The following is an 18,458-nucleotide window of genomic DNA, read 5'->3' as shown; positions in this document are numbered from 1 at the left end:
AATGAGACGTTCTCGTGAATGCGTTCCGCGTGACGTCGGAAACCGCGCGGTGTCGTGTCAACCCAGTCGCATGCGGAGCAGACGATCGTCGCCGTCCGTCGGCCTGCCCCGACCGTCGGTGTTGCTGGTGCCGAACCACAGGGAGCCGTCCGGTGCCGCGGCCACGAGTCGCAGGCGTCCGAACTCGTCGGCGAAGCGGCCGACCGGCTCGCCGGCGAGGAGGCTCGCGGGCACGTCGGAGGTGCCCTCGGGTGAGTCGGCCAGCGGTATCTCCCACAGCCGCCGACCGCGGAGTGCCGCCATGTACGCGCGGTCGCCGACTATGGCGAGCCCGGCCGGGGAGGCCTCACGCGTGGTCCAGGTGGCGGCGGGGGCGACGAACCGCGGATCGTCGGAGTCGCCTTCGGCCTCCGGCCACCCGTAGTTGCCGCCCGGGCGGATCAGATTGAGCTCGTCGCGGCTGTTCTGTCCGAACTCGCTCGCCCACAGCCGCCCCGCACCGTCGAAGGCCAGACCCTCCACGTTGCGGTGCCCGTACGAATAGACCTCGTTGCCGAACGGGTTGCCCGGCCACGGACGGCCGTCGCGGTCGACCCGCAGGATCTTGCCGTTGAGCGCTGCGCGATCCTGGGCGACCTCCGGCACCGCGGCATCGCCGACCGCGACGAACAAGCTGCCGTCGGGACCGAAGGCCAGGGCTCCGCCGTGATGGTTGTAGGCCGCGTCGAGTCCGGTGATCAGGGGGCGGGCGCCGGTGAGCCGGGTCCCGTCGAACTGCAGGCGCACCAGCCGGTTGTCGGCGGCCGTCGTGTAGTAGACGAACACCGCGCTCTCGTCGCCCGGCGCCATCGCGATGCCCTGCAGCCCGCCCTCGCCGAGCGGCGCGGCGTCGCCGAACTCGCCGACCGTCCGCACCTCGCCGCGAGGGGACACCCGCACGACGGTCGCGTCGTCACGCTGGGTGACCAGCGCGTCGCCGCCGTTCAGGAAGGCCAGCGCCCAGGGCACGTTCAGTCCCGACGCGACGGTCTCGACGTTCGACACGCCCCCCGGTGGGACCGTCGCCGCGGACCGGTTCGGTCCGCCGCGTGGTGTGGTGGTCGTCTCCTCGTCGCCGGAGCAGCCGGCCAGTACCGTGGTGCCGGTGACTCCGAGGAGCCCGGCCCCGAGGAGTCCTGATCTGAGTAGCTGACGCCGGTCCATACCCTCGATGGTGCCCGAGGTCCGCGGCCGATGACCGGCGCCGATTTGGGTCTACGCTGCGAGTTCCCTACACTAGACCGGTTGCCTGTGCACCTCAGGTGTCCGGGACACAACTGAATAGTCTCCGGTGCCGGCGAAAAGCCAAGGGCATCGGCGGCGAGAACCTTCAGAAACAACTATCCACTTCGTGGAAGGCCCACCGCAGGTCACGGGGATGTCCCCGCGTCCGGCGCTGTATGGGAACCGCTACGAGAAAGGTTGACGGTCACCCATGACCATGACTGACCCGATCGCAGACTTCTTGACGCGTCTGCGTAACGCCAACTCGGCGTACCACGACGAGGTGACACTGCCCTCGTCGAAGATCAAGGTGAACATCGCCGAGATCCTCAAGCGCGAGGGCTACATCACCGACTACCGCACCGAAGACGCGGAGGTCGGCAAGAGCCTCGTCGTCTCCCTGAAGTACGGCCCGAGTCGTGAGCGCTCCATCGCCGGCCTGCGCCGCGTCTCCAAGCCCGGCCTCCGGGTCTATGCAAAGTCCACCAACCTGCCCAAGGTTCTGGGCGGCCTCGGCGTGGCCATCATCTCCACGTCGTCGGGCCTGCTCACCGATCGCCAGGCAGCCAACCAGGGCGTGGGCGGCGAAGTCCTCGCCTACGTCTGGTAGGGGAGGTAACACAATGTCGCGTATCGGAAAGAACCCCATCGAGATCCCCGCGGGCGTGGACGTCACCATCGACGGCCAGAACGTCACCGTGAAGGGCCCCAAGGGTGAGCTCTCGCTCACCGTCTCCGAGCCCATCGTGGTCGCCAAGGAGGACAACTCCATCGTCGTGACCCGCCCCAACGACGAGCGTCGCAGCCGCGCGCTCCACGGCCTGAGCCGTTCACTCGTGAACAACCTCGTCGTGGGCGTCACGCAGGGCTACACCAAGAAGATGGAGATCTTCGGTGTCGGCTACCGCGTGCAGGCCAAGGGCAGCGACCTCGAGTTCGCGCTCGGTTACAGCCATCCCGTGCCGATCGAGGCCCCGGCGGGCATCACGTTCGCCGTGGAGTCCCCGACCAAGTTCTCGGTGTCGGGTATCGACAAGCAGCAAGTCGGCGAGATCTCGGCGGTCATCCGCCGCCTGCGTCGTCCGGACCCCTACAAGGGCAAGGGCATTCGCTACGAGGGTGAGCAGATCCGTCGCAAGGTCGGAAAGACGGGTAAGTAAGCCATGAGTGAGACAGCTACCAAGACAGTTCGCAAGCCCGTCGGCAAGGACGTGTCGACGCGTCGTCGCAAGGCGACCGCCAACCGCCACTTCCGCCTCCGCAAGAAGGTCAGCGGAACCCCGGCCCGTCCGCGTCTCGTGGTCAAGCGCAGCTCGCGCCACATCCACGTCCAGCTCATCGACGACCTGGCCGGCAAGACGCTGGCCGCGGCATCGTCGATCGAGGCCGACGTGCGTGCCGCAGGCGGCGACAAGTCGGCGCAGGCCCGCAAGGTCGGCGAGCTGATCGCCGCCCGCGCCAAGGCCGCCGGCGTCGACGCCGTCGTGTTCGACCGTGGCGGCAAGGACTACCACGGCCGGATCGCAGCGCTCGCCGATGCCGCCCGCGAGGGAGGCCTGAGCTTCTGATGACCATCTTCACCAGCTACACCCACATGACCGGAGGGAACCTCTGATGCCCGGACGTCAGCGTGACGGCGGAAACGGACCCGCCGGTAACGACAACAACCAGAACAACCAGGGCGGCGGCAACGACCGTCGCGGCGGTGGCCGCGGCGACCGTCGCGATCGCGGCGGCCGCGACCAGGACCGCAACCAGCTCGAGCGCGTGGTGACCATCAACCGCGTCTCGAAGGTGGTCAAGGGCGGACGCCGTTTCTCGTTCACCGCTCTCGTGGTCGTCGGCGACGGCCAGGGCATGGTCGGTGTCGGCTACGGCAAGGCCAAGGAAGTCCCGGCGGCGATCCAGAAGGGCGTCGAGGAAGCTCGCAAGAACTTCTTCCGCGTGCCGATGATCGGCGCGACCGTCACCCACCCGGTCCAGGGTGAGGCGGCCGCCGGTGTCGTCATGCTGCGCCCGGCCAGCCCCGGTACCGGTGTCATCGCCGGTGGCGCGGTGCGTGCCGTGCTCGAGTGCGCGGGCGTCCACGACGTCCTCGCCAAGAGCCTCGGCTCGGACAACGCCATCAACGTCGTGCACGCCACCGTTGCCGCACTCAAGATGCTGCAGCGTCCCGAAGAGGTCGCGGCCCGCCGCGGTCTGCCGATCGAGGACGTCGCTCCGGCCGGTATGTTGCGCGCCCGTGCAGGACAGGGAGTCTGATCATGGCAGAGCTGAAGATCACCCAGGTCAAGGGCACCATCGGTACCAAGAAGAATCAGCGTGACAGCCTGCGGACCCTCGGACTCCGGGGCATCCGCCAGACCGTCACCCGCGAGGACACGCCGATCAACCGCGGCCTCATCAACGCGGTTCGTCACCTCGTGACAGTCGAAGAGGTTCAAGCATGACCATCAAACTCCATCACCTTCGCCCCGCACCGGGGTCGAAGACCGACAAGACCCGCGTGGGTCGCGGTGAGGGGTCCAAGGGTAAGACCGCCGGTCGCGGCACCAAGGGCACCAAGGCACGCAAGAACGTGCCCGCCGGGTTCGAGGGTGGCCAGATGCCGATCCACATGCGGCTGCCGAAGCTCAAGGGCTTCACCAACCGCAACCGGATCGAGTACCAGGTCGTCAACGTCGGCGACATCGCGCGCCTGTTCCCGCAGGGCGGCACCATCGGCGTCGACGAGCTCGTCGCGGCCGGCGCCGTTCGCAAGAACAAGCTGGTGAAGGTTCTCGGCGACGGCGACCTGTCGGTCAAGGTCGACATCACCGCCGACAAGTTCACCGCTTCCGCCAAGGAGAAGATCGCCGCTGCCGGCGGCAGCGTCACCGAACTCTGACGGACACACACCGCGGTCGGGCGGCAGCATCGCTGCCGCCCGACCGGGGCGTTTCGGTGTGACTGTTAGAGTCTCAGACGTTGTCCCGCCGGACACCGCAAGATCGCCGCATCCCGAAAGATCATCGTCGATTGCCGAGCACACGGGGACCGGGTCGCATCGACCCGGGACGTACGCCTCGCGTGGTCGTTCCTAGGAGGAGTTAGTGCTTTCCCCCCTCTTCGCGGCCATTCGGACGCCGGACCTGAGGAAGAAGATCCTCTTCGTTCTCGGCATCATCGTCCTGTATCGGCTGGGTGCGACGGTCCCGTCCCCGGGCGTGGACTACCAGGCCGTGCGGGCGTGTCTCGACGAGGTCTCCTCGGGTGAGTCGAGCTCGGTCTACTCACTGATCAACCTGTTCTCCGGTGGCGCACTGCTCCAGCTGTCGGTGTTCGCGATCGGCATCATGCCGTACATCACCGCGGCCATCATCGTGCAGCTGCTCACCGTGGTCATCCCGCGGTTCGAGCAGCTCCGCAAGGAGGGCCAGGCCGGCCAGGCCAAGATGACGCAGTACACGCGTTATCTCGCCGTCGCCCTGGCATTGCTGCAGTCGACCGGCATCGTGGCCCTCGCCGATCGCGGCCAGCTCCTTCCGCAGTCCTGTGCGACCAGCGGCGAGGTGCTCAACGACTCGAGCATCTTCGGTCTGTCGATCATCGTGCTCGTCATGACCGCCGGCGCCTGTGTCGTCATGTGGTTCGGTGAGCTCATCACCGAGCGCGGCATCGGCAACGGCATGTCGCTCCTGATCTTCGCCGGTATCGCCGCCCGCATCCCGGCCGAGGGTCGCTCCATCCTGAACAGCCGCGGCGGACTCGTCTTCGCGCTGGTGTGTGTCGCCGTGCTGATCATCATCGCCGGCGTGGTCTTCATCGAGCAGGGCCAGCGGCGCATCCCGGTGCAGTACGCCAAGCGCATGGTCGGCCGGAAGATGTACGGCGGGTCGTCGACGTACCTGCCGCTGAAGGTCAACCAGGCCGGCGTCATCCCGGTGATCTTCGCCTCGTCTCTGCTGTACCTGCCCCAGCTGATCGTCGAACTCACGCGCAATCCCGATGGGACGCAATCGACCTGGCAGGAGTACGTCACCAGGTATCTGACCGACCCCAGCAACGGCGTCTACATCGCCGTGTACTTCCTGATGATCATCTTCTTCACGTACTTCTACGTGGCTGTGACGTTCAATCCAGAAGAGCGCGCCGACGAGATGAAGAAGTACGGTGGGTTCATCCCGGGCATCCGACCGGGCGCCCCGACCGCCGAATATCTCGGGTATGTGCTCAGTCGCATCACTCTGCCGGGCTCGATCTACCTCGGTATCATCGCGGTACTCCCGAACCTGTTCCTCGAGATCGGCAACAGCGGCAACGTCCAGAACCTGCCGTTCGGTGGTACGGCCGTGTTGATCATGGTCGGCGTGGGTCTGGACACGATGAAACAGATCAACAGTCAGTTGATGCAACGCAAGTACGAAGGGTTCCTGAAGTGAGACTTGTCATCCTCGGCCCGCCCGGAGCAGGTAAAGGCACCCAGGCGGAACTCTTGAGCGAAGCACTCGGGATTCCCCACATCTCGACCGGCGATCTCTTCCGCGCCAACATCTCCCAGGGCACCGCCGTGGGTGTGGAAGCCAAGAAGTACCTCGACGCCGGCAACCTCGTCCCGTCCGAGATCACCGTGGACATGGTCCGCGCCCGCGTCGGTGAGCCGGACGCGGCGAAGGGCTTCATCCTCGACGGCTTCCCGCGCTCGACCGAGCAGGCCGACGCCCTCAACGACATCCTGGCGAACCTCGACGCCTCGCTCGACGCGGTGCTCTCGTTCGTCGTCGACACCGACGTCGTCGTGGAGCGCATGCTGGCGCGTGGTCGCGCCGACGACACCGAAGAGGTCATCCGCAACCGGATGGACGTCTACACCCGTGAGACCGCGCCGTTGCTCGCCTACTACGGCGACCAGGTCAAGACCATCGACGCGGTCGGCGACATCCAGGGCGTCCACCAGCGCGTCCTGAGCGCGCTCGGTGCCGGCGTCTCCTGACCCGCGTTTCCTGACAAACGAGGAATCGCTGTAACGCATGGGGTTTCGTAAGCGCAAGCGTGTCGTCCCGTTCCGCAGCGCGGGCGAGCTCGACGCCATGGCTGCCGCCGGTGCGGTCGTCGGGGCCGCTCTGGTCGCGGTACGCGATGCGGCGAAACCGGGGGTGAGCACCCTCGATCTCGACGAGGTGGCCGAGTCCGTGATCCGGGGAGCCGGCGCGGTGCCGTCGTTCAAGGGCTACCACGGCTTCCCCGGCTCCATCTGCAGCTCGGTGAACGAGGTGGTCGTCCACGGGATCCCGTCTGCGGAGGTCGTTCTGGCCGACGGCGATCTGGTGTCGATCGACTGCGGTGCGATCCTCGACGGATGGCACGGCGACTCGGCCTGGACCTTCGGTGTGGGCGCACTCTCCGCCGCGGACGAGGAACTGTCCGAGGCGACGCGCCTGTCGATGGAGGCGGGTATCGCGGCGATGGTCGACGGTGCGCGTCTCACCGACATCTCCCATGCCATCGAACTCGGCACTCGCGCCGCCGAGAAGAAGTACGGTCGGGCATTCGGCATCGTGGACGGCTATGGCGGACACGGGATCGGCCGCGAGATGCACATGGACCCGTTCCTGGCCAACGAGGGTGAGCCGGGTAAGGGGCCGACGCTCGTCATCGGGTCCACGCTCGCCATCGAGCCGATGCTGACGCTCGGCACCACCGAGACCACCGTCCTCGACGACGACTGGACCGTCGTCACCGATGACGGATCGCGCTCCGCACATTGGGAACACACCGTCGCGGTCACCGCCGACGGCCCGCGGATCCTCACCACTCGCCCCGCCTGAGTCTGAGCGCCACGCGCAGGATGGCCGTCGGCTCCGCGACCGGCAGACGTCAACTCGACCGACAGACTTCGATCGTGGTCTGGGAGTCGAGTTCAGGTCTGGGGCTCGATCCGGGTGTCCTCCACATCCACGACGAGGCCGTCGTCTGGCGCCGGTATGACGAACGCTGGTGTGCGACACCCGCGGAGTACTGTTCATGTGCGATGACCGTGTGGGCGCGGCCGTCTCGTCGTACCGTTGACCATGCATTCTGACGTGTCCTGGCTCATCGTCGTGCGCCGGCTTCCGTTCACCATCGCCCTCGCGACGGCCCTGCTGATCGTCGGTGCGACGACCGGCTCGCTGTGGGGCCGGGCATCGGACAAATCCTGGTATCGGGATGTCGCGTTCGGGCTGCCCGCTGTTCGGGAGGGGCGATGGTGGACGCCCGTCACGTCCGCGTTCGTCGAGCCCGGGCCCTGGCTGTACCTGCTGGCTGTGGTGGCCGTGATCGTCGGGATGGGTTGGGCCGAGTGGCAATTGGGCACGGTGCGGGCCGTTCTGGTCGGTGTCGCTGGCCACCTGGTCTCGTGTCTGCTGACGGTCCTGCTGTTGTGGTTGCTGTCGTCGGAGGTCACGTCCTGGCGCTGGGCGGAACAACTGGCGGACTCGCGTGCCACCGGCGTTGGGGCGCTGGTCGTGTCGGCCGTGGCCGTGGCCTCGGCGACCGTCCGTTCGCCGTGGCGGCTGCGTGTCCGGGTCCTGCTGGGGGCGATCGTCTCGATCGCGTTCCTGTTCGAGGGAACCCTCGCCTCGGTCGAATACGTCCTCGCAACGGTCATCATGATGGTCGTCGGGGAGAAGTTCTTCGCCACCAACGAGCGCGGCTGGGTTCCCCGCACGCGGCGTGAGGTCCGCATGCTGGGGTGCGCCGCGCTGCTGGTCATCGCGGGCGCGAACCTCCTGGTCTTCCTGTTTCCGGGCAGCGGGCCGCTGGGACCCACCGACTCCGGTGACGACTCGCTGTTCACGATGCTGATCGGCCTCGTCGTCAACGTGCTCATCGCCGACCAGCTGCGGCGCGGCAAACGATGGGCATGGTGGGTGGCCGTCGTCCTCGGTGCGCTCAACGTCCTCGCGACTGTGCTCGCGGTGGTCCTCGTCGTCTTCACCGACGTGTCGTCGGAAGGCGCGGTGACGCTCGGGACCACGCTCCTGTGGGTGGTGGTCCTCGCGATCCTCATACCCGGCCGGTTCGCCTTCGCGGTGCCGTGGCGCGTACGTCAGGTCGGTACCTCCGGCCAGGTCGACGACCCGGTCGGCCGCGTCGGGGAGCTGCTCCGCGTGCACGGCGGCGGCACCATGTCGTGGATGACGACGTGGCCGGGCAACAGCTACCAATTCACCGGGGACGCACGCGACCTCGACGATCAGTCCGTGGTGACCTACCGCAAGCATGTCGGCACGATGGTGGCGCTCGCCGATCCGGTGTGTGCGCCCGACCGGCTGCGTGACGCGGTCGACGCCTTCGTCGAACTCGCCGAAGGTGCCGGCGCCACGCCCTGCTGGTTCTCGATCGGTTCGGCGACGTCGGAGATCGTCACCGAGCGCGGGTGGCTCAGTGTGCAGATCGCGGAGGACACGATCGTCGACCTGCCGGGCCTGGAGTTCAAGGGCAAGCCGTGGCAACACGTGCGGTCGGCGATGAACAAGGCTGCCAAGCAGGACATCTCGATGCGGATGGTCTCGCTCGCCGACGAGTCGTTCGCCGTCAAGACCCAGGTGCGCGCCATCTCGGAGGAATGGGTGGGGGACAAGGGCCTACCCGAGATGGGTTTCACCCTGGGCAGTGTCGAGGAGGCCATGGATCCCGCGGTGAGGGTGGCACTCGCGGTGGACCCGACGGGCAACGTGCACGGCGTGCTCTCGTGGTTGCCGGTGTTCGCTCCGGGCGGCGACATCGCGGGCTGGACACTCGACATCATGAGGCGCCGGACCGACGGGTTCGGGCCGGTCGTCGAATATCTCATCGCATCGTCGGCGGTCGCTTTCAAAGACGAAGGTGCGCAGTTCATCTCGCTGTCGGGCGCCCCGCTGGCCCGGACCGGCGACTTCGAGGCCGAGCCGTTGGACAAACTGCTCGACACGCTGGGGGCCGCACTCGAGCCGTACTACGGGTTCCGGTCGCTGCACACCTTCAAGAAGAAGTTCAACCCCCGGTACGAGCCGGTCTACCTGGCGTTCCGTGACGAATCCGACCTCCCACGTATCGGTGTCGCCATCTCGCGGGCCTACCTGCCGGACGCCACCACGGGCCAGCTCGTCCGGTTGGCGGCGTCACGAGGGGAGTGACGGTGTGTTTCCGCTGGCATGCAGTGCCGCGAGGTATCCGAAGACCAGTGCGGGACCGATCGTCGCGCCGGGTCCTGCGTACGTGTGACCCATGAGTGCTGCGGAGGCGTTCCCGACGGCGTACAGGCCCGGGATCGGTCTTCCGTCGGAGTCGAGAGCCCGCGCGTGGGTGTCGGTGACGATTCCACCCTTGGTCCCCAGATCGGCAGGGACCATCCGCGCCGCGTAGAAAGGCCCCCGATCGATGGCGCCCAGGCTCGGATTGGGCTTGTTGGTGGGATCGGAATAGTAGCGATCTCAGGCGGATTCGCCCCTACGGAACTCGCTGTCGTGCCCCGCGTGGGCCGCGCGGTTGAACGTTGCGACGGTCGTCGAGAGATTCGCCGCCGGCACGCCGATGGCGTGGGCGAGCTCGACGATCGAGTCGGCCCTCGTCACGGCTCCGCTCTCGAACCAGGACCGGGGCAGCGTGGTTCGCGCGGGCTTACCTGCGAACATGTAGCGATCGCGGTACGTCTGATCGAAGACGAGCCAGCACGGCAGATTGGCGGCCGGGCCGTCTCCCCGTCCCCATCGACCGCCGAACATGCGGTGGGTTGCCTCGATGTACGGCAGTGACTCGTTCATGAAGCGTCGACCGGCCGAGTTCACGATCATGCTGCGAGGCAGGGACCGTTCCGCCAGGGCGAACCACGGTCCCTTGGGCAACGGGATCGACGGCGCCCACCACGCGTCGTCCATCAGGGCGGTGGCTGCACCCGCCGCGATCGCCGCCCGGATGCCATCTCCCGTGTTGCTCGACGCGCCCAGGGACAGGGCGGGCCCCGCCGGCGGCCGGTGGTGCTCGGCCCTCATCTGGGCGTCGTGGTCGAAGCCGCCGCTCGCGATGATCACCCCACTGCGCGCGGTGAACGCCCTCCCGTCAGCGCAACGGACACCCGTCACCCTGCCGTCTGTGAGGATGAGCTCTTCTGCGGCCGTGTCGAGATGAACGGGGACACCGGCTTGCCGGACGCCGATCATCAGTGAGCCCGCCAACGCGCCGCCGAGACCGAGCAGTCTGGCTCCGCGAGCCCGCCCGACTGCTGTCCGGGTCGCGACTCGCACAGCGCGGGTCGGCCCGCGCCAGTGTCGGGTGCCCAGGCTCAACCAGCGGTAATCCGATTGCTGGACCACGACGTTCATGGGCGTCGCGGTGTAGAACGGCTGCAGTGTCGCCAGGTCGTCGCCGAGTCTGCGACCGTCGAACGGACGTGGCTCGCATGACCGTCCGTCGCTCTGCCCACCCGGGCATTCGGGCAGGTAGTCGCTGTAACCGCGAACCCACTCCAGGTCCAGAGCACTGTGTGCGGTCAGGTACCGGAGAGCCTCGGCCCCGCGATCGATGAATGCGTCGATCCGACGAGGATCCGCATCGGGTCCGACGATCGCGCGCAAGTAGATGCGGGCGTCTTCCACATCACGAGCCGGAAGGTGACTGCGCAGCACGTCGTTTCCGGGTACCCACACCCCGCCTCCCGAACGCGCTGTCGATCCACCCCAGAATCGAGACTTCTCCAGGACCACCGTCGAGAGACCCTGTCCTGCGGCGGTGATGGCCGCAGCCATCCCGCCCGCGCCGGACCCAACTACCACCACGTCGACAACGTCCATGTTCCATCCAATTCGATAGTAGGTGTCGATATGACAGTTACTATCAGATTGGTTCTGGGTCGCACAAGATGGCAGGATGACCGGCATGGGATCGACGCTCCGCGCCAAACAGCGGGAACAGGTACGCCGCGACATCGACGCGGCCGCTCTGAAGCTCTTCGCCGAACGTGGGTACGAGCGCGTGACGACCGACGAAATCGCTTACGCCGCAGGGGTGTCGGCGAGTACGTACTACAGATATGTCCCGACGAAGGAAGACCTGCTTCTCCGCCCGATGCGGGCCAGTAGTGCGGCCATCGTCGCCGGCTTCGAATCCCAGGACGCCGACTTGGAGGTGGGCGCTGCTCTCATCGGTGCGGTCCGCACGCAGACCTCGGAAGTCGATGTCGCCGAACTGCGGCAGTGGCGGTCGGTGGTGGCAGAGGTGCCCGAGGTCGTGACACGGGTGGCCCTCATCGCCGACAAGGATCGTGCACGGCTCATCGACCTGGCAGGGGCGCGGATGGCCCTGGATCCCGACGTCGACTTCCGGCCCGGCGTGGTGGTGTGCACCGTTCTGGCCGTTGTCGAGTATGCGTACCGCCGGTGGTTGCTGAATATCGATCCGGCTGTCTCGTTGCTGGATCTCATCGACGCCGCGATCGCGGCAGCCCCCTTCGGCAGCTGAGTCGGGACGGCCCAAGTCGGGATCGCCCGTCCGGTACCACGGGCCGGGTCGACGCGGCGGCCCCGCAGGCCGGGACCCTGGCGGCGACGGTGGATCTGGTCGAAGAGCTGGGCGCCGAGCAGGTCGTCTACTGCCGCGCGGACCTGCGACTGCGCGGCACCCGCGTCGTCGTGCGGGTCGATCGTCGCCGGTCCATCGGGGCCGGTGACGTGCTCGTGCTGACCCCGGAGGTCGACGAGACGTACTGGTTCGATCCGAGCAGCGGTGTCGCCCTCGACGACCCGCGGCGCCACGACCTCAGTGCGGGACCGAAGCGATTTCGGTGACCGCGGCGCCCGTCTCGTGGGAGATCCGGTCGGGTCGCGAGTAGATCACCATCGACTCGCCGCGGGAGAAGCCGACGAGGGTGATGCCGAGATCGTCGGCGGCGTCGGCCGCGAGTGACGAGGGCGCCGACACCGCGCAGAGCATCGGGATTCCCGCCATCGCGGCCTTCTGGACGAGTTCGAAGCTCGCGCGTCCGGAGACCTGCAGAATCGTGTTCGACAGCGGCAACCGGTCGGCGAGGACAGCCCAGCCGATCACCTTGTCCACCGCGTTGTGCCGGCCGACGTCCTCGCGCACGGCGAGGAGCTGCCCGTCGCTGCCGAAGAGCGCGGCGGCGTGCAGGCCGCCGGTCTTGTCGAAGACGTTCTGTTCGGCGCGCAACCGGTCGGGGAGGTCGAGAACGGTGCCGGCGGCGACGGTCATGGTGTCCGCGGCGGGGTCGTGGACGGAGGCGGTGGTCACCGCGGCGATGGAGTCCTTGCCGCAGATCCCGCATGCGCTCGTGACGGTGTTGACGCGGACCAGATCGGGTCCGGGAGGCGGGACGTGGGTGGCGAGCGTGGCGTCGACGACGTTGTAGGTGTTGGCGCCCTGGGCGTCGGTGCCTGCGCAGTAGCGCGCCGTGGAGAAGTCCGCGCCGGTGGTCACGACGCCCTCGGAGACGAGGTAACCGGCGACGAGTTCGAAGTCGTCGCCGGGCGTGCGCATGGTGACCGTGAGTGAGCGCCCGCCGACTCGGATCTCGAGCGGTTCCTCGACGGCCAGGGTGTCGGCACGGTGCGTCGGTTCCGCATCGCGACGGATGCGGGTGACGCGGCGGCGTGCGGTGATTCGTCCCACGACTCCGACGATAGTCGTGAGACCGTCCGTCCCGGCGGTCTCAGACGTCGAGCACGAGCGTGACCGGACCGTCGTTGACGAGACTGACCTCCATGTGCGCGCCGAAGCGTCCGGTGGCGACGGTGGCGCCCAGAGCCCGCAATGCCTCGACGACCCCCTCGACCAGCGGTTCGGCGACGGCGCCGGGCGCGGCTGCGTTCCACGACGGTCGACGGCCCTTGGCGGTGTTGGCGTAGAGCGTGAACTGGCTGATGACGAGGATCGGTGCGTCGAGGTCGGCGGCGGCTCGTTCGGGCCCGTCGCCGCCGTCGAAGATCCGCAGCCGCCAGATCTTGTCGGCGAGCCGGAGCGCGTGGTCGGCGGTGTCGTCGTGCGTGACACCCACGAGGGCGACGAGGCCCGCCGTGCCCGACGGGATGTCGAGCTCACCCACGATCTCGCCGTCGACGCTCACACTGGCTCGGCTGACTCGCTGGAGAACGGCACGCATCGGTCCAGGATGTCAGGGCACGACCGCCGGACGGGCCGCGGTGTCAGTCGAGGGCGAACGTGACCGTGACGGTGAAGGTGAGCTCCTGCTCGCCGGGTTCGACGGGAACGGGTGCAGCCGCCACATCCCGCTCGAACGTGCCCGGCGCGACGGGCTGCTCCTGGCCGCTCGTGCTCTCCTTGATCGTGAGGACATCGCCGAGGGAGTCGCCGGCAAGACCGGCGTACTGCTCGGCTCGGCCCCGCGCATCGGTGAACGCGGCCTCCCGGGCCTTCTCGAGGAGCTCGGAGTCGTCGTCGATGGCGAAAGCGACGTTGTTGATGCGTGTGTTGTCCCCGCCGGCCGTCGCGGCGGCGCTCAGCACGGTCGACGCCGTCGAGATGTCGCGGATGGTCACCCGGATCGTGTTGGTGGCGAGGTATCCGCTGATCTGGCTCGAGCCGCCGGGGGCGGGACTCGAGTACTGCGGGTTCACCGACACCTGCTGGGTGGCGACGTCCTTGCGCTCGACCCCGGCAGCCACGACCGCGTCGGTGACCGCGGTGACCTTGGCGCTCGTCTCGTTCAGCGCCGTCGTCACGTCGGACGCGCTCGCCTCGACACCGATGTCGGCACGCAGGGTGTCCGGTACGCCACTGACCTGTCCCGACCCGACGACGGTCACCGATCGTGGTTCGCCGCCGGTGTCGCTGCCACACCCCGCCGCCACCGAGACCACGGCGGCGAGGGCCGCGAGAGCCGACATCGTCCGGAGAGCGGGGCGTCGTGCCGCACCGCGAGATGCGCCGTTCATCGGTCGACCGGATCCCGCATCAGCAGCGCCAGCAGCCAGCCGACCACCGACACGACGATCGCGCCGAAGATCGCCGACCAGAAGAAGTCGTCGACCTCCAGCCCCCAGTGTGTGGTGTTGCGGGTGATCCATGCGGTGAGTTCGAGCATCAACGCGTTGATGACGATGTGGATCAATCCGAGCGTCAGAATGTAGAAGGGGATGGCGATGATCTGCACGATGGGTTTGATGATCGCGTTGAGGACACCGAAGACCACGGCGACGACCAGCGCGATTCCGACCTTCTCGGCGGTCGTCGAACCGCCCACGAAGTCGATACCGGGAACGATCAGCGTCGCGACCCACAGGGCCACCGCGGTGAGCACGGTACGCACCAGGAAGGCAGGCATGGCGGACAGTCTGCCAGCAACGTCCGTTCATCCGTCGATCTGATCGCGACGGAACGCCATCATCGCGCGGATCGCGTCGTCGGGCGGCGGGGTCCGGGGCTGAAAACGCACGGTGCCCTTCTCCACGTCGAACCCGGCGAGGTGCGGCCGTCCGGCGTCCACCGCCTCCGGGCTGAACGGGTACAGCCCGATGTGCTTCTTCGTGCGCATCACGGACAGGAGCGGGCTCCCGTGATAGGTGAGGGCCGGCATTCCGTATCCCTTGCCCTGAACGGTGTCGGGGACCGTACCGCGAGCCACGTCGTAGATGCGACCGATCACGTCGCGGTCGGCGGGGTCGAGGCCGTCGAGATAATCGTCGACAGTGCCCATCCGGGGCGGCCCCTCTCGGTGGCGCGAAGCACGCATTTGGCCTGGCCTGCTCGTTCGCGTAACATGGACCGTCGGTGCGCATCGCGTGCCGGGCCTCAGCGTGTCAGCACGTGGGTCCGGGCCGGCGTACACCGGGTGCAGGTCCTCGCGGACCGGTGCCCACACCCTAACGGACAAACACTGATTCAATCCGGCCAACCGCCGCAGCATCATCAGATGTCGCGGACGCGGCCAGGAATCGCGGAGGACATGGCGAAGAAAGACGGGGCCATCGAGGTCGAGGGTCGAGTGATCGAACCCCTGCCCAATGCGATGTTTCGTATTGAGCTGGAAAACGGACACAAGGTTCTCGCCCACATCAGCGGCAAGATGCGGCAGCACTACATCCGCATCCTGCCCGAGGACCGGGTCGTCGTGGAACTCTCGCCCTACGACCTGGCTCGTGGGCGAATCGTGTACCGCTACAAGTAGGACTTTCCCGGCGTTGCCGGGGACAAACTTCTCGGACATCCGTCCGGGAGGAGACCGACACCCACGTGTACGGCCGTTTCGGCGTGCGCGCGGGCGAGCCGAGCAGGAGAGATTGACGTGAAGGTTCAGCCGAGCGTCAAGCCGATCTGCGAGAAGTGCAAGGTGATCCGCCGCAACGGTCGGGTCATGGTGATCTGCGAGAACCTGCGTCACAAGCAGCGTCAGGGCTGATCACGCGCACCCTCCGGGTCGCTTGAGTCAGAACAACTGAAGATCGACAACTGAACACCCAAGGATCTCCCAGCACCAGCGGCGACAGACGCGTCACCGCCTACCTCCGGATCAGAGGCCGGAGCCCACGAGGCCGGACATACGGTTCGGCACCAGCTCGCGGGACGGACTGGGAGCAGACCTCTGAGAAATCGAAAAGGAAATCCGCCACATGGCACGTGTTGCTGGTGTGGATCTCCCCCGCGAGAAGCGGCTGGAGATCGCACTGACCTACATCTACGGAGTTGGGCGCACCACCTCCAAGGAGATCCTCGAGGGGACCGGCCTCAGCCCGGACCTGCGAGCCAAGGATCTCACCGACGCAGACGTCTCGAAGCTGCGTGAATACATCGAAGCCTCGGTGAAGGTCGAAGGTGACCTGCGTCGCGAGGTGCAGGCCGACATCCGTCGCAAGATCGAGATCGGCTGCTACCAGGGTCTGCGCCACCGCCGTGGCCTGCCTGTCCGCGGACAGCGCACCAAGACCAATGCCCGCACTCGCAAGGGCCCGAAGAAGACCATCGCCGGGAAGAAGAAGTAATGCCTCCGAAGTCACGTAGCGCAGGCCCGAAGAAGGGCACCCGCCGTCGCGATAAGAAGAACGTCCCGCACGGCCACGCGCACATCAAGTCGACGTTCAACAACACCATCGTGTCGATCAGCGACCCCAGCGGAAACATCATCAGCTGGGCGTCGTCGGGCCACGTCGGTTTCAAGGGCTCGCGCAAGAGCACCCCGTTCGCGGCTCAGCTCGCGGCCGAGAACGCTGCGCGCAAGGCCCAGGAGCACGGCGTCAAGAAGGTCGACGTGTTCGTCAAGGGACCGGGTTCGGGTCGTGAGACCGCGATCCGCTCCCTGCAGGCAGCCGGCCTCGAGGTCGGCACCATTTCCGATGTCACCCCGCAGCCGCACAACGGTTGCCGTCCGCCCAAGCGGCGTCGGGTCTAGCGGGAAAGGGAGGAACAGAGAAACATGGCTCGTTATACCGGCCCCGCAACCAAGAAGTCTCGTCGTCTTCGCGTCGACCTGATCGGTGGAGACGCTGCATTCGAGCGTCGCCCCTACCCGCCCGGCCAGCACGGCCGCTCGCGGATCAAGGAGAGCGAATACCTGCTCCAGCTCCAGGAGAAGCAGAAGGCCCGCTTCACCTACGGCGTCATGGAGAAGCAGTTCCGCCGCTACTACGAAGAGGCGAACCGTCGCAACGGCAAGACCGGTGACGAACTGCTGAAGATCCTCGAGACCCGTCTCGACAACGTCGTGTACCGCTCGGGCATCGCGCGGACCCGTCGTCAGGCCCGCCAGCTGGTCAGCCACGGCCACTTCACCGTCAACGGTGTGAAGGTCGACGTGCCCAGCTACCGCGTCAGCCAGTACGACATCATCGACGTCCGCCCGAAGTCGCTGCAGACCGTCCCGTTCCAGATCGCCAAGGAGCTCGTCGGCGATCGTCCGGTCCCGGGTTGGCTCCAGGTCGTGCCGTCGACCCTGCGCATCCTCGTGCACAGCGTGCCCGAGCGTGCTCAGATCGATGTCCCGCTGACCGAGCAGCTCATCGTCGAGTTCTACTCGAAGTAAGACACACCGCCCGACAGCAACAGCTGTTCGGTTCACCCTCGAGGCCGTCATATAGCGGTCGGCCAAAGGAGATATCCAAGAAATGCTCATCTCACAGCGACCCACCCTCACCGAGGATGTCCTTGCCGAGAACCGCTCGAAGTTCGTCATCGAGCCGCTCGAGCCGGGCTTCGGCTACACCCTCGGCAACTCGCTGCGTCGTACCCTGCTCAGCTCGATCCCGGGTGCTGCCATCACCAGCATCCGCATCGACGGTGTGCTCCACGAGTTCACCACCGTGGCCGGGGTCAAGGAAGACGTCACCGACATCATCCTGAACCTCAAGGGCCTCGTGGTCAGCTCGGATGAGGACGAGCCGGTCACCATGTACGTGCGCAAGCAGGGTCCGGGCACCGTCACCGGAGCCGACATCGTGCCCCCGGCCGGTGTCACCGTGCACAACCCCGATCTGCACATCGCCACCCTGAACGACAAGGGCAAGCTCGAGATCGAGCTCGTCGTCGAGCGGGGCCGCGGCTACGTGCCGGCCGTGCAGAACAAGGCGTCGGGTGCCGAGATCGGCCGCATCCCGGTCGACTCGATCTACTCGCCGGTGCTCAAGGTGACCTACAAGGTCGAGGCCACCCGTGTCGAGCAGCGCACCGACTTCGATCGTCTGGTGCTCGACGTGGAGACCAAGAACTCGATCAGTGCGCGTGACGCGCTGGCATCGGCGGGCAAGACCCTGGTGGAGCTGTTCGGGCTCGCCCGGGAGCTCAACGTCGAGGCCGAGGGCATCGAGATCGGACCTTCGCCGGCGGAGGCCGACCACATCGCGTCGTTCAGCCTGCCGATCGAGGATCTCGAGCTGACCGTTCGTTCCTACAACTGCCTCAAGCGCGAGGGTGTGCACACCGTCGGCGAGCTGGTTGCCCGGACCGAGTCGGATCTGCTCGACATCCGCAACTTCGGCCAGAAGTCGATCGACGAGGTCAAGGTCAAGCTGCACGCGCTCGGTCTGTCCCTCAAGGACAGCCCGGCCAGCTTCGATCCGTCGCAGGTCGCGGGTTACGACCCGGCCACCGGCACGTGGTCGGAAGACGCGTCGTTCGACGCCGATTCCGGTGAGGATTTCGCGGAGACCGAGCAGCTGTAGTCGCTTCGACGCGGCGGTAGCTGTCACTGCCCAACCCTGACTTCCGCATCGAGTGATGCGGGGTCCTCCTAG

24 protein-coding genes and 1 pseudogene are annotated in these 18,458 nt (G+C 67.1%); 18 read left to right on the top strand and 7 right to left on the bottom strand.

What is annotated here, in order from left to right:
* Positions 1 to 57: 57 nt before the first annotated feature.
* The gene (locus AC3B6C_RS00710; RefSeq protein ID WP_488374574.1) at positions 58 to 1,203 is read right to left on the bottom strand and encodes a PQQ-dependent sugar dehydrogenase; all 1,146 of its coding nucleotides are present in this window, start codon (positions 1,201 to 1,203) and stop codon (positions 58 to 60) included.
* A 271-nt stretch (positions 1,204 to 1,474) separates the two neighbouring features.
* On the opposite strand from AC3B6C_RS00710, the gene rpsH reads away from it, so the two are divergent.
* The 10 genes from rpsH (at position 1,475) to AC3B6C_RS00660 (ending at position 9,401) form a co-directional block, all read left to right on the top strand.
* Positions 1,475 to 1,873: a 30S ribosomal protein S8 gene (gene rpsH / locus AC3B6C_RS00705; RefSeq protein ID WP_010842213.1), complete on the top strand. Its 399-nt coding sequence runs from the start codon at positions 1,475 to 1,477 to the stop codon at positions 1,871 to 1,873.
* Positions 1,874 to 1,886: 13 nt separating this feature from the next.
* On the top strand, positions 1,887 to 2,423 hold the full coding sequence (rplF, locus tag AC3B6C_RS00700) for a 50S ribosomal protein L6 (protein ID WP_010842212.1): 537 nt from the start codon (positions 1,887 to 1,889) through the stop codon (positions 2,421 to 2,423).
* 3 nt (positions 2,424 to 2,426) lie between these two features.
* A complete protein-coding gene (gene rplR / locus AC3B6C_RS00695; RefSeq protein WP_010842211.1) occupies positions 2,427 to 2,831 on the top strand; it encodes a 50S ribosomal protein L18 in 405 nt (134 codons plus the stop codon).
* 46 nt (positions 2,832 to 2,877) lie between these two features.
* Positions 2,878 to 3,525: a 30S ribosomal protein S5 gene (rpsE, locus tag AC3B6C_RS00690; RefSeq protein ID WP_010842210.1), complete on the top strand. Its 648-nt coding sequence runs from the start codon at positions 2,878 to 2,880 to the stop codon at positions 3,523 to 3,525.
* A gap of 2 nt (positions 3,526 to 3,527) precedes the next feature.
* Entirely contained in the window at positions 3,528 to 3,713 is a 186-nt protein-coding gene (gene rpmD, locus AC3B6C_RS00685; RefSeq protein ID WP_010842209.1) for a 50S ribosomal protein L30, read from the top strand.
* Positions 3,710 to 4,150, top strand: coding sequence for a 50S ribosomal protein L15 (rplO, locus tag AC3B6C_RS00680; RefSeq protein ID WP_004023566.1), 441 nt, complete (start codon positions 3,710 to 3,712; stop codon positions 4,148 to 4,150). Before rpmD ends, rplO begins: the two co-directional genes overlap by 4 nt.
* A 205-nt stretch (positions 4,151 to 4,355) precedes the next feature.
* Positions 4,356 to 5,684, top strand: a complete 1,329-nt coding sequence (secY, locus tag AC3B6C_RS00675; protein ID WP_014927813.1) for a preprotein translocase subunit SecY — start codon at positions 4,356 to 4,358, stop codon at positions 5,682 to 5,684.
* Complete coding sequence (locus AC3B6C_RS00670) at positions 5,681 to 6,235, top strand: adenylate kinase (RefSeq protein WP_014927812.1); 555 nt, start codon at positions 5,681 to 5,683, stop codon at positions 6,233 to 6,235. The genes secY and AC3B6C_RS00670 overlap by 4 nt, the downstream gene beginning before the upstream one ends.
* A gap of 37 nt (positions 6,236 to 6,272) precedes the next feature.
* Positions 6,273 to 7,070, top strand: coding sequence for a type I methionyl aminopeptidase (gene map, locus AC3B6C_RS00665; protein ID WP_488374573.1), 798 nt, complete (start codon positions 6,273 to 6,275; stop codon positions 7,068 to 7,070).
* A 243-nt stretch (positions 7,071 to 7,313) separates the two neighbouring features.
* Positions 7,314 to 9,401, top strand: a complete 2,088-nt coding sequence (locus tag AC3B6C_RS00660; RefSeq protein WP_488374572.1) for a bifunctional lysylphosphatidylglycerol flippase/synthetase MprF — start codon at positions 7,314 to 7,316, stop codon at positions 9,399 to 9,401.
* Here AC3B6C_RS00660 and kstD read toward each other — a convergent pair.
* Positions 9,387 to 11,054: pseudogene (gene kstD, locus AC3B6C_RS00655) on the bottom strand (3-oxosteroid 1-dehydrogenase). The gene AC3B6C_RS00660 and the pseudogene kstD overlap by 15 nt on opposite strands.
* Before the next feature lie 76 nt (positions 11,055 to 11,130).
* Here kstD and AC3B6C_RS00650 point away from each other — a divergent pair.
* Together AC3B6C_RS00650 and AC3B6C_RS00645 are read left to right on the top strand one after the other, a co-directional pair.
* Positions 11,131 to 11,721 carry a TetR/AcrR family transcriptional regulator gene (locus AC3B6C_RS00650; protein WP_488374571.1) on the top strand — a complete coding sequence of 197 codons (591 nt, stop codon included), beginning with the start codon at positions 11,131 to 11,133 and terminating at the stop codon, positions 11,719 to 11,721.
* A gap of 89 nt (positions 11,722 to 11,810) precedes the next feature.
* The gene (locus AC3B6C_RS00645) at positions 11,811 to 12,047 is read left to right on the top strand and encodes a hypothetical protein (protein WP_488374570.1); all 237 of its coding nucleotides are present in this window, start codon (positions 11,811 to 11,813) and stop codon (positions 12,045 to 12,047) included.
* On the opposite strand, the gene fdhD is transcribed toward AC3B6C_RS00645, so the two are convergent.
* The 5 genes from fdhD to AC3B6C_RS00620 are packed head-to-tail and all read right to left on the bottom strand — an operon-like array spanning position 12,019 to position 14,932.
* Positions 12,019 to 12,888, bottom strand: coding sequence for a formate dehydrogenase accessory sulfurtransferase FdhD (gene fdhD, locus AC3B6C_RS00640; protein WP_488374569.1), 870 nt, complete (start codon positions 12,886 to 12,888; stop codon positions 12,019 to 12,021). The two genes, AC3B6C_RS00645 and fdhD, sit on opposite strands and share 29 nt — an antisense overlap.
* Before the next feature lie 40 nt (positions 12,889 to 12,928).
* A complete protein-coding gene (dtd, locus tag AC3B6C_RS00635) occupies positions 12,929 to 13,378 on the bottom strand; it encodes a D-aminoacyl-tRNA deacylase (protein ID WP_488374568.1) in 450 nt (149 codons plus the stop codon).
* Positions 13,379 to 13,421: 43 nt separating this feature from the next.
* A complete protein-coding gene (locus tag AC3B6C_RS00630; protein ID WP_488374564.1) occupies positions 13,422 to 14,171 on the bottom strand; it encodes an SIMPL domain-containing protein in 750 nt (249 codons plus the stop codon).
* Entirely contained in the window at positions 14,168 to 14,560 is a 393-nt protein-coding gene (locus tag AC3B6C_RS00625; protein WP_488374562.1) for a phage holin family protein, read from the bottom strand. The genes AC3B6C_RS00630 and AC3B6C_RS00625 overlap by 4 nt, the downstream gene beginning before the upstream one ends.
* A gap of 27 nt (positions 14,561 to 14,587) precedes the next feature.
* Entirely contained in the window at positions 14,588 to 14,932 is a 345-nt protein-coding gene (locus AC3B6C_RS00620) for an iron chaperone (protein ID WP_488374559.1), read from the bottom strand.
* 249 nt (positions 14,933 to 15,181) lie between these two features.
* Here AC3B6C_RS00620 and infA point away from each other — a divergent pair, with 249 nt between their 5' ends.
* The 6 genes from infA (at position 15,182) to AC3B6C_RS00590 (ending at position 18,386) form a co-directional block, all read left to right on the top strand.
* Positions 15,182 to 15,403 carry a translation initiation factor IF-1 gene (gene infA, locus AC3B6C_RS00615; protein WP_004023539.1) on the top strand — a complete coding sequence of 74 codons (222 nt, stop codon included), beginning with the start codon at positions 15,182 to 15,184 and terminating at the stop codon, positions 15,401 to 15,403.
* Positions 15,404 to 15,520: 117 nt separating this feature from the next.
* Positions 15,521 to 15,634: a 50S ribosomal protein L36 gene (gene rpmJ, locus AC3B6C_RS00610; RefSeq protein ID WP_005207978.1), complete on the top strand. Its 114-nt coding sequence runs from the start codon at positions 15,521 to 15,523 to the stop codon at positions 15,632 to 15,634.
* Between the two features lie 211 nt (positions 15,635 to 15,845).
* Positions 15,846 to 16,214 carry a 30S ribosomal protein S13 gene (rpsM, locus tag AC3B6C_RS00605; protein ID WP_004023537.1) on the top strand — a complete coding sequence of 123 codons (369 nt, stop codon included), beginning with the start codon at positions 15,846 to 15,848 and terminating at the stop codon, positions 16,212 to 16,214.
* Entirely contained in the window at positions 16,214 to 16,621 is a 408-nt protein-coding gene (gene rpsK, locus AC3B6C_RS00600; RefSeq protein ID WP_004023536.1) for a 30S ribosomal protein S11, read from the top strand. Before rpsM ends, rpsK begins: the two co-directional genes overlap by 1 nt.
* A gap of 24 nt (positions 16,622 to 16,645) precedes the next feature.
* A complete protein-coding gene (gene rpsD, locus AC3B6C_RS00595) occupies positions 16,646 to 17,251 on the top strand; it encodes a 30S ribosomal protein S4 (protein WP_010842199.1) in 606 nt (201 codons plus the stop codon).
* Positions 17,252 to 17,333: 82 nt separating this feature from the next.
* On the top strand, positions 17,334 to 18,386 hold the full coding sequence (locus tag AC3B6C_RS00590; RefSeq protein WP_010842198.1) for a DNA-directed RNA polymerase subunit alpha: 1,053 nt from the start codon (positions 17,334 to 17,336) through the stop codon (positions 18,384 to 18,386).
* Positions 18,387 to 18,458 lie beyond the last annotated feature (72 nt).

It is taken from the genome of Gordonia sp. 11cp, assembly GCF_057767225.1.
Note: the sequence above shows the minus strand (reverse complement) of the source record. Positions and strands in the feature narration are given on the sequence as shown.

Coding starts and splice junctions, on each gene's coding strand:
- rpsK (WP_004023536.1), top strand. CDS start 16,214: ATGCCTCCGAAGTCACGTAGCGCAGGCCCGAAGAAGGGCACCCGCCGT.
- AC3B6C_RS00630 (WP_488374564.1), bottom strand. CDS start 14,171: ATGAACGGCGCATCTCGCGGTGCGGCACGACGCCCCGCTCTCCGGACG.
- AC3B6C_RS00625 (WP_488374562.1), bottom strand. CDS start 14,560: ATGCCTGCCTTCCTGGTGCGTACCGTGCTCACCGCGGTGGCCCTGTGG.
- dtd (WP_488374568.1), bottom strand. CDS start 13,378: ATGCGTGCCGTTCTCCAGCGAGTCAGCCGAGCCAGTGTGAGCGTCGAC.
- AC3B6C_RS00590 (WP_010842198.1), top strand. CDS start 17,334: ATGCTCATCTCACAGCGACCCACCCTCACCGAGGATGTCCTTGCCGAG.
- rpsM (WP_004023537.1), top strand. CDS start 15,846: ATGGCACGTGTTGCTGGTGTGGATCTCCCCCGCGAGAAGCGGCTGGAG.
- AC3B6C_RS00710 (WP_488374574.1), bottom strand. CDS start 1,203: ATGGACCGGCGTCAGCTACTCAGATCAGGACTCCTCGGGGCCGGGCTC.
- rplF (WP_010842212.1), top strand. CDS start 1,887: ATGTCGCGTATCGGAAAGAACCCCATCGAGATCCCCGCGGGCGTGGAC.
- AC3B6C_RS00650 (WP_488374571.1), top strand. CDS start 11,131: ATGACCGGCATGGGATCGACGCTCCGCGCCAAACAGCGGGAACAGGTA.
- rpmD (WP_010842209.1), top strand. CDS start 3,528: ATGGCAGAGCTGAAGATCACCCAGGTCAAGGGCACCATCGGTACCAAG.
- infA (WP_004023539.1), top strand. CDS start 15,182: ATGGCGAAGAAAGACGGGGCCATCGAGGTCGAGGGTCGAGTGATCGAA.
- rpsD (WP_010842199.1), top strand. CDS start 16,646: ATGGCTCGTTATACCGGCCCCGCAACCAAGAAGTCTCGTCGTCTTCGC.
- AC3B6C_RS00660 (WP_488374572.1), top strand. CDS start 7,314: ATGCATTCTGACGTGTCCTGGCTCATCGTCGTGCGCCGGCTTCCGTTC.
- rpsH (WP_010842213.1), top strand. CDS start 1,475: ATGACCATGACTGACCCGATCGCAGACTTCTTGACGCGTCTGCGTAAC.
- map (WP_488374573.1), top strand. CDS start 6,273: ATGGGGTTTCGTAAGCGCAAGCGTGTCGTCCCGTTCCGCAGCGCGGGC.
- AC3B6C_RS00620 (WP_488374559.1), bottom strand. CDS start 14,932: ATGGGCACTGTCGACGATTATCTCGACGGCCTCGACCCCGCCGACCGC.
- rplR (WP_010842211.1), top strand. CDS start 2,427: ATGAGTGAGACAGCTACCAAGACAGTTCGCAAGCCCGTCGGCAAGGAC.
- rpsE (WP_010842210.1), top strand. CDS start 2,878: ATGCCCGGACGTCAGCGTGACGGCGGAAACGGACCCGCCGGTAACGAC.
- rplO (WP_004023566.1), top strand. CDS start 3,710: ATGACCATCAAACTCCATCACCTTCGCCCCGCACCGGGGTCGAAGACC.